The organism is Nostoc sp. (assembly GCF_036917465.1).
Lineage (GTDB): Bacteria > Cyanobacteriota > Cyanobacteriia > Cyanobacteriales > Nostocaceae > Nostoc.
This window is the reverse complement of record NZ_JBALDL010000096.1, coordinates 36,489-53,668: the sequence shown is the minus strand read 5'-3', so window position 1 is coordinate 53,668 and position 17,180 is coordinate 36,489. Positions and strand designations below refer to the sequence as shown.

Sequence of the window (17,180 nt, the reverse complement as noted above, 5' to 3'; positions counted from 1 at the left end):
ACTCAGCACCCAGCACTCAATAACTGATTGCTACCCTACTGAAAGGATGTGTGCATGGAAGAATGCCCAAGTTGTGGCAATTCCTCCTAAGAGGTAATGAGCTACCCCGACAGCTCGACCCTGAATAATACTCAGAGCGCGAGGCTGGATTGCTGGAGCTACCTTCAGTTTGTTATGTGCCCAAACAATGGACTCAATCAGTTCTTGCCAGTAGCCGCGACCACTGAACAGGAACATCAAGCTGAATGCCCAGACAAAGTGAGCGCCTAAGAAGAGTAGACCATAGGCAGATAACGCGCTGCCGTATGAATTGATGACTTGTGTAGCTTGTGCCCACAAGAAGTCCCGTAACCAACCGTTAATGGTAATAGCACTTTGGGCAAAGTTACCACCAGTGATGTGAGTCACGGTACCATCTGCATCTACGGTTCCCCAAACATCTGATTGCATCTTCCAGCTGAAGTGGAAAATTACAATTGATATCGAGTTGTACATCCAGAATAGTCCGAGGAATACGTGATCCCAACCAGACACTTGGCAAGTACCGCCACGACCAGGCCCGTCGCAAGGGAAGCGGAAGCCCAGGTTAGCTTTGTCTGGAATCAGACGAGAGCTACGGGCGTACAGCACACCTTTGAGCAGAATTAGGACGGTGACGTGAATGGTGAAGGCGTGAATGTGGTGAATTAGGAAGTCGGCTGTACCCAACGCAATGGGCATCATCGCCACTTTACCGCCAACAGCCAAAATACCGCCGCCAAAGGCATAGCTAACTGGTTCTAGGGCATTAGGTGCAGTTGTACCAGGAGCCAAGGTGTGGATATTTTGTATCCACTGGGCAAATACTGGCTGCAATTGAATCCCTGTATCAGAGAACAAGTCTTGAGGACGACCCAATGCGCGCATTGTGTCGTTATGGATGTAAAGTCCAAAGCTGTGGAAGCCGAGGAAAATAGACACCCAGTTCAGGTGAGAAATAATCGCGTCGCGGTGACGAATCACCCGATCCAGTACGTTGTTTTGGTTCACAACTGGATCGTAATCCCGCACCATGAAGATAGCAGCGTGAGCCGCTCCACCAACGATCAAGAAGCCACCGATCCACATGTGGTGTGTGAATATGCACAACTGCGTAGCGTAATCAGTTGCCAAGTATGGATAGGGGGGCATCGCGTACATGTGATGCGCGATGATGATGGTCAGTGAACCCAAGAAGGCTAGGTTAGTAGCCAACTGAGCATGCCAAGATGTGGTCAGGTTTTCGTAGAGACCTTTGTGACCTTCACCGGTGAAAGGGCCTTTGTGGTTTTCGAGGATCTCTTTAATGCTGTGACCAATACCCCAGTTGGTACGGTACTGATGACCAGCAACGATAAATAGAACTGCGATCGCTAAATGGTGATGAGCAATATCAGTCATCCACAAGCCACCAGTTACTGGGTTCAGACCGCCCTTGAAGGTTAGGAAGTCAGCATACTGACCCCAATTCAAGGTGAAGAAAGGTGCTAAACCAGCAGCAAAGCTGGGGTACAACTCGGTCAACAAGTCTTTGTTCAAGATGAACTCATGGGGCAAGGGGATGTCTTTGAGAGCAACACCTGCATCCAAAAGCTTGTTGGTCGGATTGGACACGTGGATTAAGTGACCTGCCCATCCCAAGGAACCACAACCTAGCAATACTTGCAAGTGGTGATTCAGCATGGACTCCACATTCTGGAACCATTCCAGTTTGGGAGCGCGTTTGTGGTAGTGGAACCAGCCGGCAAATAGGAATAAGCCTGCTAATACCAACCCACCGATCGCAGTTACGTAAAGTTGGAAGGAGTTTGTAATCCCCCAACCACGCCATACTTGGAACAAACCGGAGGTGATTTGAATACCGTGGAAACCACCGCCAACATCACCGTTTAAAATGTCTTGTCCAACAATAGGCCAAACGACTTGAGCGCTAGGCTTAACGTTTAACGGGTCACTTAGCCAAGCTTCGTAGTTAGAAAACTTCGCGCCGTGGAAAATCATTCCGCTCAACCAAACCATCACTACAGCTAGGTGGCCGAAGTGGGCTGAGAATATCTTGCGGGATATATCTTCTAAATCGCTTGTATGTGTATCGAAATCATGGGCGAGTGCGTGCAGGTTCCAAATCCATGTGGTGGTTTTGGGACCTCTGGCTAAGGATCTGTCAAAGTGTCCAGGTTGCGCCCATCTCTCGAATGAGGTTGGAACTGGATCGTTATCGACGATTACTCTTGCCTTTTTTTCCTCTCGCTCTGGAGGACTTATTGTCATTTGACCTCCTCTCTTGATAAGGAATGAGGAATCATGAATACCACAAACTGAACCATTACCGCATACTCAGAATTTCACTGAAGCCGCGATGAAGACCCTATGTGGATAGTTGTTTCTCGTTGAATTATAGAGTCTTCACCTACACTTTGTTGGAGATATTTTAACAATAATTCAAACTTCGGCAAATATTGCTGAAATTACCGTCTAATCTGCCTTTTAACTTCAAAGTTTTTGTCTAAAAGTCAATAGATTAACCATTTAATTTACAAAGAATAACAATTGACAAGTTTGATGATTTTGCTGTATGCACTTGGCTTACAGCTTTTACTACTATTAATTATGAACATTTGTGTCATATTTCCATTGTCGTAAGTAAAAAGTTGTAGTAAGTATGACTTATTTTAAAATTTGCTGGAATAAGTAGGGTATGTGAAGTAAATTTCACCTTTTGGGCTATAGTGCCAGATGGACAGTTTGAGCGAAAATAATCTCTGCAATTGTCGAAGACTATCACTGGGTGCAACGCATGAATTCGTGGCAGAAAAGGGTGTTAGAAAAGCTCCTCCCTGAGAGGTTCCCGATTCTTAGGTGGGTAATGACATTGGTGCTGGTATTAAGCTTGATTAGTTGCGGTGAGAAAGCCGATAGCCAGGAAATATCAACTGGTTATAGAGAAAACCCTCCACAGATTTCTCAAATTTCAAAGCAATTTTCGGAAGTCTCGCCACCATCTGTTATCCAAGCACTGCGTCCAAGTTTGGAAGTTTATCAGCCACAAGTGACAATTGTGACTCCAAAATTTGATGAAGTTCTTCAAGACAACAAAGTTACAGCCAGTTTTCAGGTTAAGGATCTACCAATATTTAAAGATCCACAATTACAACTGGGGCCACATCTCCATGTAATTCTGGATAATCAACCTTATATTCCTGTTTACGATCTGAATCAACCTTTGGTTTTGCCAGAGTTGTCTCCAGGTACTCATACTCTGCGTGTCTTTGCCTCTCGTCCTTGGCATGAAAGCTTTAAGAATGAAGGCGCTTATGCCCAAGCAACATTTCACGTCTTTACCAAAACCGACGACAATAATCCAGATCCTAAGTTACCCCTGTTAACCTACAGCCGTCCTCAAAGTAGCTACGGGACAGAGCCAATTTTACTAGACTTTTATCTGACTAACGCTCCCCTGCACCTCGTTGACAAGGAAAACACTAACGAAGGATTTAGTGATTGGCGCATCCGCGTCACTATTAATGGTGAAAGCTTTGTTTTCGATCGCTGGCAAGCAGTTTATCTTAAAGGCTTCCAAACTGGTAAAAACTGGGTAAAGCTAGAATTTCTCGATAATCAGGGAAATCCTCTCAAAAATGTCTTCAATACCACAGTGCGAGTCATTGACTACGAGCCAAAGGGTAAAGATACTTTGTCGAAAATTGTGAGAGGAGAACTCACAGCAGATGAAGTGCGCGGTATTGTAGACCAGAATTATAGACTCACACCTACGCCTTATGTTGAAAAAACACCCCAAATACAACCGAAGCTAGAAAAACAGCCCATTCCTGAAACTGAAGTTCCGAAAGAATCCAAAACACAACCAGAAAAACCAAAGTTGGAAGTTCCAACGGCTGTACCATCTCCTACTTTATCCCCGACACTACCAGAAATAATTACGCCAACTCCTGAATCAACGCCGCTACCTGAAAAAGTTGCGCCTCAGCCAACCAAACCTAAAGTTGACGGATTTTTTAACCGTCGGGCTGGTAAGACACCTATTCCAGAAGCAACAGTTGAGCCATCTCCGAGTTTGCCACCCACGCTACCAGAGATTATTGAGCCTCCAGCACCAGAAATAATTACGCCAACACCAGACGTACAGCCAGAGGTAAAACCAACTCCTGAATCAACGCCGTTACCTGAAAAAGTTACGCCTCAGTCAACAAAATCTAAATTCGGCGGATTTTTTCAGCGTCGAACGAGTAAGACACCTACTCCAGAAGTAACGGTTGCGCCATCTCCGAGTTTGCCACCCACGCTGCCAGAGATTATTGAGTCTCCTGCACCAGAAGCACAGCCAGAGGTGATACCAACTCCTGAATCAACGCCGTTACCTAAAATAAGCGCTCCCGAAGCAGAGAAACCAGAATCAACTAAAGACACTCAAGTGCAACTCTTGCGCTAAAGCTTCAACAAATGCGATCGCACCTACAGGATTTCCGATATTATCTAACCCAGGACTGTAGCAAGCGATCGCTCCCTCACCTGGTACTATTGCTACAAGTCCACCACCAATCCCTGATTTCATTGGTAAACCAACTCTGACTGCAAATTCCGCAGAAGCTTCATAAAGTCCACAAATTGACATTACAGCATTGACAATTCGGCGATTTTGTGATTTTAATAACCTATTTTCAAAAGCTAGGAGTTTTCCTAACAGGGCTAAGTCTTCAACTCGCCCAGATATGCAGCATATTTGATTGTAGGTGTCAAGTGCTACTTCAAGATTTTCTAAATAACCTGTTTCGGCAAGATAGTTTGCGATCGCTTGATTAGCTGTTGAATGTCTTAATCGCACTGAAGCTAACATCACTTCATCTAAAGATAGTTGGCAACCTGCTAATTGGTTGAGCCATTGACAAAGTAAAAGAGTGCGTTGGCTAGCATCCTTTCCTGGTAACTTATCAGCGAGAGTGATTGCCCCACTATTAATCATCGGGTTACGGGGGCGGCCGCGATCGCTAACTAATTGTTCTAAAGAATTGAAAGGTGCATCCGATGGTTCCACTCCAACCCAGCCAAAAACCCTTTCTACACCAAAATGTTCTAGCAGATAAAGTAGGGAAAATGTCTTAATAACGCTCATTAGCGGGAAAATACAAGCTGTATCACCAAAGCTGATAGTTTTTCCCGATTTACAGCAGATGTGAACTGCAAACCAACCAGGATCTGCTAAAGATAATTGGGGAATGCGATCGATAACTCGTCCCTGTTTAGCCTGGATTTTAGCTTGTTGTACCCAAACTGATAACTCTCTAGTAGTTAGTTTATTAAGTCCTTTCAAAGCTGTTAAACCATTTCTAGTTTAAATAAAGCAGTTACTGTTGAGCGGGTTGGTAGCGAACTTGTAAAGTTACAAAAGTTTCTATTATTTGTTCTCCAGCAACAACAGGCGTGCTAGCTAAATTCATTGAAGCCGTTCTCTGCATTAAGTCAGTCATCTCCATTGCTATTGGCATAGGTGGACGAGCGCCGTTAATTTGAATGCTGAGAATTTCCTGTTGCTTGAGTTGCAAAGCACCAAGCGCTGCATCTGCTTGAGAACGAGCATCTTTCGAGGCTGCATCAATTGCCTGTTTTTGTGCAGCAGCTATTGCCTCATCGGATGCTACTAATGTTACACCATCAATTCGCGTAGCTCCTGTTTTAATCGCTTCATCTAGCAACCTACCAATTTTTTCTGGAGGAATTTGGAAGTGTACAAGATTACTTGCAGAATAGCCAATTATTTGGTTGCCATCTTTTGGGCTGTAGCGAGGATTTAGAGTGATACTAGCTGTTTCTAATTTAGTTACATCTTGACGCGCTTTTAATAAGTTAACCACTGCTTGCGATCGCTTAACAAGTTCCTCTTGCACAAGTCCAGATGTTTCACCCTGTACCTGAACGCCTAAACTAACTCGTGCATTTGTTTTGGGAATATCCACCATACCTCTTCCAGAAACCAGAAACCACAAGTGTTTGAGATTGGAATGGTACATTTGGTTCAACTCGGCTTTGGCTTTGAGCCGCTTGACAACCTACCAAACTCAACAAACATAAAGCAGGTAGCAACCGTGGTAGTGTTTTACCAAAATCGACTTTAAAATTTATCAAAGAATAATACATAACCGTATCAGAAAATTTTCGTGTGTTTCTAATGTGGCACTTAGTCAATTGATAACTGATAACGTTACAGTTTTGGAAACTGAGAAAATTCTCTTTTACTATGCTTCCCCGTGTTAGAGCGCCTGAATTACCGCAAAATTACTCTTGGCTTAATACCGATAAACCTTTATCTCTTAAGCAGTTCAAGGGTAGAGTCGTAATTTTAGATTTTTGGACATACTGCTGTATAAATTGTTTGCATATCCTGCCAAACCTCAAATATTTAGAACAAAAATATAAAGATAGCCTTACCGTTATTGGTGTTCATTCTGCCAAATTTGACAACGAGAAGGAAACAGAAAATATTCGCCAAGCCATCTTGCGCTACGACATTGAACACCCGGTTATAGTTGACAGCAATTTTCGACTTTGGGAAGAATATGCTGTACGTGCTTGGCCTACTTTAATAATTATCGATCCAGAAGGTTATGTAATTGGTCAAATAGCTGGAGAAGGAAACCGTGACGCTTTAGACGAGTTGATTCAAAACTTGATTCAGCAACACCAAGATAAAGGCACGATTAATTTTCAAGAACTTAGCTTGACTTTAGAAAAACAGCGTCAACCATTAATTACACCTCTAGCTTTTCCTGGTAAAGTCTTAGCTACCCAAGCGGGTTTGTTCATTGCTGACTCTGGACATCATCGCCTGATTATGAGTAGCTTCGATGGTGAAATTCTGCATTTGATTGGTACTGGAAAATCTGGCTTAACCGATGGTGCTTTTCACGAAGCGCAGTTTTTTGCACCACAAGGAATGGCTTATGATGCAGAAAATCAAATTCTTTATGTTGCTGATACAGAAAATCATACCCTGCGGCGAGTTGATTTGAAGCGTCAAGTAGTGGAAGCGATCGCAGGAACTGGAGAACAAAGCCGCAATATTCATCCTCATAGTGGTGCTGGTTTAGAAACCGCGCTAAATTCCCCTTGGGATTTAGTGAAAGTGGGGAATACTTTGTTTATTGCAATGGCTGGGCCACATCAAATCTGGGAAATGGATTTAGAAACTAAAATCATTAAAACTTATGCTGGTACTGGTGCAGAAGCTTGTGTTGATGGTTCGCTTACCGAATCTGCTTTTGCTCAACCTAGCGGTATCACCACAGATGGAAAAGAATTATATATCGCCGACAGTGAAGTTAGTTCAATTCGTGGTGTTGGAGTTGTAGAACCCTATCAAGTGCGAACCGTTTGCGGTAGTGGCGGTTTGTTCGGTTTTGGCGATGTAGATGGAAAGGGTGAAGATGTCCGTTTGCAGCACTGTTTAGGAGTTGAATTTGTCCAAAATTTTCTGTGGGTAGCAGATACCTACAATCACAAAATTAAATTAGTTAGTCCTAGTGGCAATTGTCAAACAGTTTTAGGAGATGGTATTGCGAGTTTACAAGATGGACAAGGTAAGAATAGCCGATTTTTTGAACCTTCGGGATTAAGTGCTAGCGGCTCATATCTATATATTGCTGATACTAATAACCACTCTATCCGCCGCGTAGATTTGAATACCTTTGAGGTGACAACGCTAAAATTTATTGGGTTATGTGCGCCAGATGTTTGTATTCCACCTGATTCATAGTGTTTAAGTATTTTCACTAACTTGATATCAACAAAATTACAGAATAAGCTGGGAGTAAGCTTAAATTACCAAGCTAGTTACGCTCTGAATTGACTCGATTGATATGAATAATAAATTCTTTACTCTAGACTGTGATGATGATGTTGTACTCTTGCAGACAGATACTTTTAAAGTTAGCAGATTAAAGGAGTTAGTTCGGCAACAGATTTGCAGCAAGTGGGAAAATCATGGTGCTTATGATTTCTCAACTCAAAAAGCTATCACTTCAATTTCTGCATTTTTCCAGCAACTAGCTTTTAATCAAGAAACTATCAAAATAGATGAAATTAAATTTAATTTGGTTACAGATTGCCAGATACTTAAAATTAAAGGTACAGGCTGGCAGAAAGGTAAACTGGAAATTCAAATATACATATCAAGTACAACCAAAGATAAATATAAATTTTGTCTTAAATTTTGTCCTTATGAACAAGATGAACCTGAATCACCTTTAGATGATATCCGTAAAATGATACAAGCAGAAATAACATGAATACTATCCTCCACATTACCAAACGCCAACAATGGGAAGACGCGAAAATACTCGGTAGCTATCGCGCTGATTCGCTAGAGAGTGAAGGTTTTATACATTGTTCACAATCAACGCAAATACTCAAAGTTGCAGAGAGATTTTTTAATAACCAAAAAGAATTGGTAATACTGTTTATTGATTTTGAGAAAGTTCAAGCGGAAATTCGTTATGAGGAGGCTGAAATTGGCGAATTATTTCCTCATATTTATGGTGAGTTAAATATTGATGCTGTGTATAAAGTGATTGATTTTGAGGCTGGGGAAGATGGTTTATTTGAGTTGCCGCAAGAAGTTATAGATTTAGAATAACGAACCGCAGAGGCGCAGAGAACGCGGAGAAAGAGATAAGAGATCAAGGGTTTGATTCATAATAAAATTATTTAACAAATGATATCAGATGGTTACTCTTCAACTCAGACAAATTCGAGTTCCCGCAGGGCAAAGAATAATCCTGGAAGATGTGAGTTGGCAAGTATTTGAAGCAATCCTCAACGAGTTAGGAGAACATCGCGCGAGTCGAGTAGCATACAGCAAAGGAACGCTAGAAATTATGGCTCCATTACCAGAACATGAACGAGCTAAGGTAATTATTGGAGACTTAGTGAAAGCTTTGCTAGATGAACTCGAGCGAAATTGGGAATCTTTAGGTTCAACCACTTTTAAGCGAAAAGATACAAGTGCGGGTATTGAACCTGATGATTGTTTTTATATTCAAAACTATCAGCTAATGATCGGAAAAGACAAGATTGACTTAACAATTGATCCTCCTCCTGATTTGGCGATTGAAATTGATGTCACCTCTAAAACTCAAATTAGTGCATATCAGGCTTTGAGAGTGCCTGAAATTTGGCGATATGAAAACAAAAATTTAGAAATTAGCTTGCTGCAAGGTGAGCAATATGTAAAGTCTCTCACAAGCGCCACATTTCCTAAATTTCCTATCATTGAACTAATTCCCCAATTTGTAGAAATAGCGCGAACCACAGGAATGAGTTCAGCACTTAAAGGGTTTCGACAATGGGTAAGAGAACAGATAGAAGATAGTCAGGGTAAATAAAATTCGCGGCTATATAAACAAGTCTAAGGAATTCCGCGCTTTACTTAAAGAACGGGGAATAAATAATCTAGAGCAATTGTGACCGAATTTAATTTACAAATCCAAGAAAATAGCGATCGCAGCACCAACGCCAAGGGTGAACGCTTCTCTTCTGATATAGAGGATGCAGCACTTAGCTTACTTCCTTCCAGTAATACGATACACTGCACCGACACTAAAGGCGATCGCATTGACCGTTTCCTTTCCCAAGAATTACCAGATTTATCCCGTTCGCGCATTCAACAGTTAATCGAACAGGGTAATGTCCAACTTAATGATAAAGTTTGCACATCTAAGAAGATCAATGTCAAGCTAGGCGATCGCATCACTCTTGAAATACCAGAAGCACAACCCCTAGAACTGTTAGCAGAAGATATCCCTTTAGATATTCTCTACGAAGATGACCAATTACTTATTCTCAACAAACCCGCAGGCTTAGTTGTCCATCCTGCACCCGGTCATCCAGATGGCACACTAGTAAATGCTTTGTTAGCTCACTGTCCCAATTTACCAGGAATTGGCGGAGTTCAACGACCGGGAATCGTCCATCGATTGGATAAGGATACAACGGGTGCGATCGCGATCGCAAAAACAGAAGTTGCCCATCATCACCTACAAGCCCAACTCAAAGCTAAAACCGCACGCAGAGAATACTTGGGTGTGGTTTACGGTGCGCCAAAACTTGAAAATGGCACAATTGACTTACCTATTGGTCGCCATCCACAAGACCGCAAGAAAATGGCTATTATGCCTGTTGAACAAGGCGGACGAACTGCCGTCACTCATTGGCAAGTACTAGAACGCCTCGGTAACTATACATTAATCCGCTTCCAACTAGAAACTGGACGCACCCATCAAATCCGCGTCCACAGCGCCAAAATGGGTCATCCTATTGTCGGCGATCCAGTTTATAGTTCTGGTCATTCAGTGGGCGTAAATTTGACCGGTCAAGCACTCCATGCTTGGCGCCTAAAATTGCAGCATCCCATATCTGGCGAGATGATTGAGGTGACAGCTACTCCTCCCACCCAATTTACAAAACTTTTAGAGATGTTAAAAAGACGAACTACACTTTAGTTCATCCCACGCCTAAAAATAACGCTATTTTACAGACATTGGGCATTAACAAAAAACCATGCCCCATGCCCCATGCCCATTAACAACTAGCGTGCATTAGACATGGGATAGAGTCTGTTCCACTAGTTATACCTAAATGAAACTCCTACATAACCCAAGACTCATGCACGCTATAAAATAATCAAAGCGATGTACTAGACAGCCTCTGACTAAAAATCGTTACTTAATTCCAGCTAACTGGCGATAAGGTACAGACTTTTCGATATCGATGTTGAATGACGAGATTCTTTGTGGTGTATTGCCTGTTGCATTGACACTTTGTGCCATAGACAAAAATAGAGCTGGATCGCCAGCCTTGGGCTTTCGCTCTTGTGGAAGGAATCTGCGTACTTCGACCTGCCAAATGATTTGGGGGAAACCCAGTTTAGCACGGTGGTAATCTTCGTATCGCGGAGATTTGATGTTAAATGGCAACTCACCCGCAGATTGAGATGGCAGTATTCGACGGCGTTGATAAGGCACTGTGGAATATCCAAAATTGCTTAGGTATTCTTCAGTGTTGAGAACTTCATCAACAAAGCCTCTAATACCTTTAGTAGCGACCACAATTGACCAAGCGATTTTTTCCCGCTCGTTGTATGGATCGCGTCCTAGAACACGCTGAATTACTTGCTCAACAAAGCGATAGTTATTGTTGAGGTCGTAAAAGCTTCTCTTAAAGGTATCGGAAAGCACCAATCCACGAACAAAGTCCCGCACTGTAATTTGTCCATTACGGAGTTGAGACTCTAAATATGTTTCGCGATCGGCAGCAAAAGCATAAAAGAAAAGTTGACGATATGCTGCTTCAATCAGATCGCCTAAATCTGATGGAGACAGGATATTGTCTGTAGTAAAAATCCTTGGCTGTTCATCACCAGGTACTTCATATCCAGCTACACGCTGGTTTTGACTTGAAGGTTCATACTCTAACAGAGGAATTGCCATTTTAAAGCCTCCATGTTCTTAATTAAAGTTAACAACTTTAAATCATATATTAAGGGAGTAGTTGTATCAGAACCTCAGATTCTGATAAAATTTCACGAAACTTAACTAAGGGTGATTTCAGTATTTGTTAGGAAAAACGATTAATCGCGATCGATTCAACCCGTAGTGAATCAATACAGCACTTACCGAAGTTATCAGGTACACTAATTGATCGAATTATCGTTGATCTGGGATAAGAAAGTTCGTAGTCAGGAATGAAGTCCTGATTTTATAAGCACGTTTTGTGCTTACTACAAACTTTTCATTACTAGCTTGACAGACTACTAATAGCATCCCAAGTATGTGTACCTCATAGCAGGAGCAAGTGCTGTAAAAGTAATGCAACTTAGTGCATCTTCCAAGCTTAATAACTACAAATGATTAAAAAGTTTTGTTCACATATTTTAGATTAGAAGATTAAGTTTCACTTTTTTTAGCTGAAGTAATAATTTTTAACATTTAATAAAAGAAATTAACGGGGATTGGGGATTGGGAATTGGGGATTGGGCATTAGCTATGGTTCAATAGTTCTCCCTCTGCTCCTCTGCCTCCCCCAGGGTGGTTTCATACAAAGAAAGAAAAAACCTTTTGGATTTGATTAGCTAAAGCACGTTGAGCTTGAGGGATAGTGCGAAAACCAAGAAATCTGGCAAGAGTGGTGAAAAAATTATCTAAGATTGCCCAGTTAACTGGAGCATTACCACCTCTTCGCAGTAGAAAGTCTTCTGAAAAAGTCACATAGCGAAGCCAATGGAGTCGGTTTTCAATTCACCAATATTTCTGGGTGTCGGTTAAAGCATCTTTAGCCGACATTCTCTGACTACAAATATTTCCCTGTTCAAGGTTAACCATATAAAAATCAAAAAGCTTGAACAAAGACTTATCACAACATTGAGCAGGAACTAGCTAAAAAATAGCGATGCGTATTTCTTTAATTTGCTTAGGTTCTAGCGGTTCAATCGGAGACAGGCACAGACGGTCGAATTCATGCAAAGTCTGATCCATCAGTCCAGCTTTGTGCAGCCCCGTAGCCGTTTCGTGAACGGCTTCAAGAATTGCTGATTTATTCTTCGGCATTGCAAATTACCTCCATCAATTCATCTTCCAGCTTGGCTTTTTTGAGATTCTATCGCACAATAAAGCCACATAAAAATATCAATGTGTGGTTTTCACTACGCTATTACATTTAATTAGTAAGATAAACTTGACGTATGTATGTCATCAAATTACTTACCTTCATCTAGTAACAAAATAGGCATAAGCAATGAACAAAGAAGTAGTCAAAGTAATATTATGGGAAGAAAATCAAAAAGATTTTCTCAAGAAGTTCTACGATCTCCAATTTACTCCCAGAGTAGGAGAGGAAGTTTACTTAAAAAAGGAGAGATGGAAAGTAACCAGAGTTGAGCATGATTTAGAAATTAGTGAGATTAATGTCTATATGGAATTAATCAAAAAAGCCAAGCAGGAGAAATCATCTAATTCATAAATAAAATTAAATACACTCAACCATCATAAAAGGGAGGTTATTAGCCTCCCTCAATTCTTAAGCTGCGTAGAAGTTTATTATTAATAAGACTTACGCAAGAGTTACGGAATAACAAACCGCAGAGGCGCAGAGGACACGGAGAAATCAGAGTTTGATATATATTTTGCGTAAGTCCTAATTAAATGGGAGCGCAAAATTAAACATAAAGGTAATGCTGTTTGTTAAATTTAGCTGCGTAACAGCTTACGTCGTTACTGAAACCGAATTTTAAGAGGTAGGCGATCGCACCCCAGCAAGTACAATCGAGGTACAACTAGTGTTGTACCTCCAAAGGCTAATAAAATGAAACGCACACTCTATATTCCTGATGAGTTGTGTCCACAACTTGACCAATACTTAAAAGATCGCTCAGAGCAAAACCCATCTAGTGTTGTATAGTCAGCACTGGCGGAAAAGTTACGCCCCAAAAATGGTTCAAGGCTACTATCGCTGGCAGGAATTGTAGAAAATGCTCCTACAGATGCTTCGATCAGTTGAAACATTATCAGCTTGAGCTATGGTGTCCAATGCCCCACACCCAATTTTGGCTGTAACGATAGACTATAAGAGTAAAGAAATGTAAATAAATTAAATTTTGCAACCGTGGAAAACATCACATTGGGGCAAAATGGCCCAGTTGTTACACCTTTGTGCATAGGCACTTGGGCTTGGGGTGATAAACTATTTTGGAATTATGGCGATCGCTACGGCCCAGAACAGTTACAAGAAGCCTTTACAGCAGCCTTAGAAGCTGGTATTACCTTCTTTGATACTGCCGAAGTCTACGGAATGGGACTATCAGAGAAATTTTTGGGGCAATTTCTCCAACAGACACAACAACCTGTACAAATCGCCACGAAATTTGGCCCTCTACCGTGGCGATTTACAGGTCAATCTGTCTCTGATGCTTTAACAGCAAGCCTCAAACGTTTGCAATTAGAGCGAATTACCTTGTATCAAGTGCATTGGCCTTTTGCTTTCTTTTTAAGTCAAGAAACTTTGATGAATGCCCTAGCGGATGAAGTGAAGCGGGGGAGAATTACTACAGTCGGTGTAAGTAATTACTCTGCAGAGCAAATGCGAGACGCACATCAAATATTGGCGGCTCGTGGAGTGCCTTTGGCTGTAAACCAAGTCCGTTACTCTTTACTAAGTCGCCAAGTTGAAAGCAAAGGTATCATCACAACTGCGCGTGAGTTGGGTGTGACTATTTTGGCATATAGTCCTTTAGCTCAGGGATTACTTACAGGTAAGTACAGTATTGATAGTGCAGAAACCCCCACTGGTGCGAGAAAAATAGACCCACGATTTAAGAAAGAAGGTCTGCAAAAAATTGCCCCAGTTATATCTTTGTTACGCAACTTCGGGGAAAAATACGATCGCACCCCCGCTCAAGTTGCTCTCAACTGGTTAATTGCTCAGGGTAATGTTATTCCTATTGCTGGAGTTAAGACAGCCGAACAAGTGCGCCAGAATGCTGGTGCTTTGGGCTGGAAATTGAGCGACGATGAAGTTGGAGAGTTAGAACTAGTTAGTCGTCTTTGGCTGTAGTATTTCTGAACTACTCAAACACAGGAGGCCAAATTTCTGACACTACTAGCTCCCAACCTGGTAATAAGTCTGGTAGTGTCAGTTTATCGTTATCCTGCAAAACTATTGGTTCTTGGTTGAGCCGATAAACTGTGAGTGTCAATTTATCAGGATCAATTAGGATACCAACAATAGATCCGAGTTGTAAGAATAGCTGAATCTTTTCTACCAGTAGTTTAATTCGGTCTGACTTAGATTTTATTTCAACCATTAAGTCAGGTACGAGTTCCACAAAGTCGCGCTTGCTTATTTTCAGTCTATCAGCACGAACAAAAGACACATCGGGAGCGCGGAGATTTCGTTTTTCATTATCAGTTTCTAATGTAGGCAATATAAAACCTGCACTAGAACCAGTTACCCGTCCTAGCTTCTGTGGTCGCACCCAATTGCCAAGTAATCTAACTAACTCAGCACCAATTTCTTCTGACTCATAATCTGATGGCCCCATAACAACTATATTTCCGTCTACTAGCTCCATCTGCCAGTCTGGATGCTCTGCTTGTAGTTGCTCTAAGTCTGGAATAGTGAACATAAGACCACGAAGAATGCATCTTTAATTTAACGTGACTTCGACAAACCTCTCCCTGTCTTGAACTTTAGTTCAAGTCTGTCCCTCTCCGAATCGGAGAGGGACAGGTTTTACGTAGTAAAACCAGGGAGAGGTCTTTTGATTTGTGTCACCCGTTGAACTCGCGTTAATTGATCTTTCTACAAACGGGTAGAAAAAGTTACCCAAAAAGCCAAAAAGTCAAGAGCCAAAGTCAAAATCATGACTCTTAACTCTCAACTCTCCAATTTTAGATTTGGATTTTGGATTAAAGAAAAAATCTAAAATCCAAAATTAATTAACTTCTAACTGTTGACTAAGAAGCTGATTCCCTAGCTGTAGGTGAACCTATCTTTTTACTAGGGGATGGAGAAGACTCTTGCCCACTTGTCCGCAGTTTTGGCTTGGGAGAAGAATGTCTTTCTTCATTGCTATCTGATTTCCACGCAGAACGGGGGCGATCGCTAGAAGATGATTCACGACGCTTACCAAGTCTTGGTTTGGGAGCGGAGGATTCCTCTTGAGGAATTTCCACGTCTGAACTCAACCAAGCGGGACGAGTTTGATCGTAAGCGATTTGCAGTGCAGCTGCGGCGATCGCTTGAGCATCGTATTCTTCAATCAGTTCGCTGACAATTGGCAAGAATGAAGCCAAACGCTCACCTGTCAAAGCTTCGCGCACTTGTTCTTGCAATTTCAGAATGTGTTTTGCTTCAATTTGGGCGCGTGTGGGAATTGTCAGCACTTGCCAACTTTGGCGGTTATGACGTTCAAATGTTTGCTGTTTGCGCCGCTCAAATGGTTGTACTAAAGAAATTGCTGTTCCTTCTTTACCAGCACGACCAGTCCGACCAATACGATGGACGTAGGTTTCTACGCTATCGGGTAAGTCGAAGTTGATTACGTGGGAGAGTTGATCGACATCTAACCCCCGTGCTGCAATATCAGTTGCTACCACCCAACGGACTTGACGGTTACGGAATCTGATTAATAACCGTTCCCGCGCTTGTTGTGACAAGTCACCGTGGTATTCATCAACACTGTGACCAGCGCCTTGTAATTGACTGGTAAGTTCTGCGGCGGTGCGTCTGGTGCGAACAAAGATTAAAGCTGTTTCTGGATCTTCCATTTCCAGAATCGGCTGTAATGCTTTGGCTTTTGTCCAGTGGCGGGGAATCAAGTAAGCGACTTGATTAATTTTGTTGGGAGCAGCTTTTGGCTGCTCAACGGTGACAGTTGCAGGCGAGCGCAAGAACTTGTTCACCAACATCCGAATCGATGGTGGCATTGTTGCCGAGAATAATGCTGTTTGGCGGTCTACGGGCGCTTGCGAGAGGATTTTCACCACATCGTCAATAAAGCCCATGCTCAACATTTCATCGGCTTCATCCAACACAAACCATTTCACTTGATCGAGCTTTAAACAGCCGCGATCCAGTAAATCGATCACCCGTCCAGGAGTACCCACAACCATGTGAACGCCACGTCTGAGTTGTAACATTTGGCGGTCAATTGATTGACCACCATAGATTGCTAACACCCGCAATCCTTCATCGCCAATGAATTGGGCGATCGCATCGTGAACTTGCATTGCTAATTCACGAGTTGGGGTTAAAACTATGGCTTGCACGGCTTTTTGATTAATATCTAGCCGCTCTAAAATAGGCAGTGAAAATGCTGCTGTTTTGCCTGTTCCAGTTTGAGATTGACCTACTACATCACGACCACCAAGCAATTGGGGAATTGCTTGGATTTGAATGTTAGTTGGTTCGGTAAAACCGATTTTTTCTAGTTGTGCAACACGTTCTTGGGAAATGCCTAATTCTTGGAATGAAAGAGTCATTAATTCGTCCTAAATTTTATGTAAGGATTTTTGGATTAGTCATTTAGTCATTAGTTATTTAGTCATTAGTCATTAGTCATTAGTCATTAGTAAGCCAAGGGCGGTAGCGAAGCCTCA

General features: G+C 42.0%; 17 protein-coding genes. 8 read left to right on the top strand and 9 right to left on the bottom strand.

Annotation, left to right across the window (positions count from 1 at the left end; all coding sequences use genetic code 11):
• Positions 1 to 30: 30 nt before the first annotated feature.
• Complete coding sequence (gene psaA / locus V7K38_RS26090; protein WP_334862088.1) at positions 31 to 2,289, bottom strand: photosystem I core protein PsaA; 2,259 nt, start codon at positions 2,287 to 2,289, stop codon at positions 31 to 33.
• 526 nt (positions 2,290 to 2,815) lie between these two features.
• Between psaA and V7K38_RS26085 the strand changes: the two genes are divergently transcribed.
• The gene (locus V7K38_RS26085) at positions 2,816 to 4,468 is read left to right on the top strand and encodes a hypothetical protein (RefSeq protein ID WP_334862086.1); all 1,653 of its coding nucleotides are present in this window, start codon (positions 2,816 to 2,818) and stop codon (positions 4,466 to 4,468) included.
• Here the strand turns inward: V7K38_RS26085 and glsA are convergent.
• Together glsA and V7K38_RS26075 are read right to left on the bottom strand one after the other, a co-directional pair.
• Positions 4,433 to 5,347, bottom strand: coding sequence for a glutaminase A (gene glsA / locus V7K38_RS26080; RefSeq protein ID WP_334862084.1), 915 nt, complete (start codon positions 5,345 to 5,347; stop codon positions 4,433 to 4,435). The genes V7K38_RS26085 and glsA overlap by 36 nt on opposite strands.
• A gap of 34 nt (positions 5,348 to 5,381) precedes the next feature.
• Entirely contained in the window at positions 5,382 to 6,044 is a 663-nt protein-coding gene (locus V7K38_RS26075) for an SIMPL domain-containing protein (protein ID WP_334862082.1), read from the bottom strand.
• A gap of 227 nt (positions 6,045 to 6,271) precedes the next feature.
• Here V7K38_RS26075 and V7K38_RS26070 point away from each other — a divergent pair, with 227 nt between their 5' ends.
• The 5 genes from V7K38_RS26070 (at position 6,272) to V7K38_RS26050 (ending at position 10,529) form a co-directional block, all read left to right on the top strand.
• Entirely contained in the window at positions 6,272 to 7,786 is a 1,515-nt protein-coding gene (locus V7K38_RS26070; protein WP_334862080.1) for a thioredoxin-like domain-containing protein, read from the top strand.
• A gap of 103 nt (positions 7,787 to 7,889) precedes the next feature.
• Positions 7,890 to 8,318: a KGK domain-containing protein gene (locus tag V7K38_RS26065; RefSeq protein ID WP_334862078.1), complete on the top strand. Its 429-nt coding sequence runs from the start codon at positions 7,890 to 7,892 to the stop codon at positions 8,316 to 8,318.
• Positions 8,315 to 8,665, top strand: a complete 351-nt coding sequence (locus tag V7K38_RS26060) for a DUF952 domain-containing protein (protein WP_334862076.1) — start codon at positions 8,315 to 8,317, stop codon at positions 8,663 to 8,665. The genes V7K38_RS26065 and V7K38_RS26060 overlap by 4 nt, the downstream gene beginning before the upstream one ends.
• 88 nt (positions 8,666 to 8,753) lie before the next feature.
• Positions 8,754 to 9,413, top strand: a complete 660-nt coding sequence (locus tag V7K38_RS26055; protein ID WP_334862074.1) for a Uma2 family endonuclease — start codon at positions 8,754 to 8,756, stop codon at positions 9,411 to 9,413.
• Between the two features lie 198 nt (positions 9,414 to 9,611).
• On the top strand, positions 9,612 to 10,529 hold the full coding sequence (locus V7K38_RS26050) for an RluA family pseudouridine synthase (RefSeq protein ID WP_334862224.1): 918 nt from the start codon (positions 9,612 to 9,614) through the stop codon (positions 10,527 to 10,529).
• 219 nt (positions 10,530 to 10,748) lie between these two features.
• Here the strand turns inward: V7K38_RS26050 and V7K38_RS26045 are convergent, their stop codons facing one another.
• The 3 genes from V7K38_RS26045 to V7K38_RS26035 form a co-directional block, all read right to left on the bottom strand.
• Positions 10,749 to 11,516 (bottom strand): phycobilisome rod-core linker polypeptide, encoded by a 768-nt coding sequence (locus V7K38_RS26045; RefSeq protein WP_334862072.1) that lies wholly within the window; start codon positions 11,514 to 11,516, stop codon positions 10,749 to 10,751.
• A 603-nt stretch (positions 11,517 to 12,119) separates the two neighbouring features.
• Entirely contained in the window at positions 12,120 to 12,293 is a 174-nt protein-coding gene (locus tag V7K38_RS26040; protein ID WP_334862070.1) for a hypothetical protein, read from the bottom strand.
• A gap of 168 nt (positions 12,294 to 12,461) precedes the next feature.
• A complete protein-coding gene (locus V7K38_RS26035; RefSeq protein ID WP_334862068.1) occupies positions 12,462 to 12,632 on the bottom strand; it encodes a hypothetical protein in 171 nt (56 codons plus the stop codon).
• Positions 12,633 to 12,819: 187 nt separating this feature from the next.
• Here V7K38_RS26035 and V7K38_RS26030 point away from each other — a divergent pair, with 187 nt between their 5' ends.
• Positions 12,820 to 13,044 (top strand): hypothetical protein, encoded by a 225-nt coding sequence (locus V7K38_RS26030; RefSeq protein ID WP_334862066.1) that lies wholly within the window; start codon positions 12,820 to 12,822, stop codon positions 13,042 to 13,044.
• 356 nt (positions 13,045 to 13,400) lie between these two features.
• Here the strand turns inward: V7K38_RS26030 and V7K38_RS26025 are convergent, their stop codons facing one another.
• Positions 13,401 to 13,586: a hypothetical protein gene (locus tag V7K38_RS26025; protein WP_334862064.1), complete on the bottom strand. Its 186-nt coding sequence runs from the start codon at positions 13,584 to 13,586 to the stop codon at positions 13,401 to 13,403.
• 100 nt (positions 13,587 to 13,686) lie between these two features.
• On the opposite strand from V7K38_RS26025, the gene V7K38_RS26020 reads away from it, so the two are divergent.
• Positions 13,687 to 14,634, top strand: a complete 948-nt coding sequence (locus V7K38_RS26020; protein ID WP_334862062.1) for an aldo/keto reductase — start codon at positions 13,687 to 13,689, stop codon at positions 14,632 to 14,634.
• 10 nt (positions 14,635 to 14,644) lie between these two features.
• On the opposite strand, the gene V7K38_RS26015 is transcribed toward V7K38_RS26020, so the two are convergent.
• Together V7K38_RS26015 and V7K38_RS26010 are read right to left on the bottom strand one after the other, a co-directional pair.
• Complete coding sequence (locus tag V7K38_RS26015; RefSeq protein WP_334862060.1) at positions 14,645 to 15,205, bottom strand: Uma2 family endonuclease; 561 nt, start codon at positions 15,203 to 15,205, stop codon at positions 14,645 to 14,647.
• Between the two features lie 331 nt (positions 15,206 to 15,536).
• The gene (locus V7K38_RS26010) at positions 15,537 to 17,063 is read right to left on the bottom strand and encodes a DEAD/DEAH box helicase (protein ID WP_334862058.1); all 1,527 of its coding nucleotides are present in this window, start codon (positions 17,061 to 17,063) and stop codon (positions 15,537 to 15,539) included.
• Positions 17,064 to 17,180 lie beyond the last annotated feature (117 nt).

Excerpts from the sequence above, each read along its gene's own strand:
- psaA (WP_334862088.1), bottom strand. The coding sequence starts at position 2,289 with ATGACAATAAGTCCTCCAGAGCGAGAGGAAAAAAAGGCAAGAGTAATC.
- V7K38_RS26085 (WP_334862086.1), top strand. The coding sequence starts at position 2,816 with ATGAATTCGTGGCAGAAAAGGGTGTTAGAAAAGCTCCTCCCTGAGAGG.
- V7K38_RS26075 (WP_334862082.1), bottom strand. The coding sequence starts at position 6,044 with ATGTACCATTCCAATCTCAAACACTTGTGGTTTCTGGTTTCTGGAAGA.
- V7K38_RS26070 (WP_334862080.1), top strand. The coding sequence starts at position 6,272 with ATGCTTCCCCGTGTTAGAGCGCCTGAATTACCGCAAAATTACTCTTGG.
- V7K38_RS26065 (WP_334862078.1), top strand. The coding sequence starts at position 7,890 with ATGAATAATAAATTCTTTACTCTAGACTGTGATGATGATGTTGTACTC.
- V7K38_RS26060 (WP_334862076.1), top strand. The coding sequence starts at position 8,315 with ATGAATACTATCCTCCACATTACCAAACGCCAACAATGGGAAGACGCG.
- V7K38_RS26055 (WP_334862074.1), top strand. The coding sequence starts at position 8,754 with ATGGTTACTCTTCAACTCAGACAAATTCGAGTTCCCGCAGGGCAAAGA.
- V7K38_RS26045 (WP_334862072.1), bottom strand. The coding sequence starts at position 11,516 with ATGGCAATTCCTCTGTTAGAGTATGAACCTTCAAGTCAAAACCAGCGT.
- V7K38_RS26035 (WP_334862068.1), bottom strand. The coding sequence starts at position 12,632 with ATGCCGAAGAATAAATCAGCAATTCTTGAAGCCGTTCACGAAACGGCT.
- V7K38_RS26030 (WP_334862066.1), top strand. The coding sequence starts at position 12,820 with ATGAACAAAGAAGTAGTCAAAGTAATATTATGGGAAGAAAATCAAAAA.
- V7K38_RS26025 (WP_334862064.1), bottom strand. The coding sequence starts at position 13,586 with ATGTTTCAACTGATCGAAGCATCTGTAGGAGCATTTTCTACAATTCCT.
- V7K38_RS26015 (WP_334862060.1), bottom strand. The coding sequence starts at position 15,205 with ATGTTCACTATTCCAGACTTAGAGCAACTACAAGCAGAGCATCCAGAC.
- V7K38_RS26010 (WP_334862058.1), bottom strand. The coding sequence starts at position 17,063 with ATGACTCTTTCATTCCAAGAATTAGGCATTTCCCAAGAACGTGTTGCA.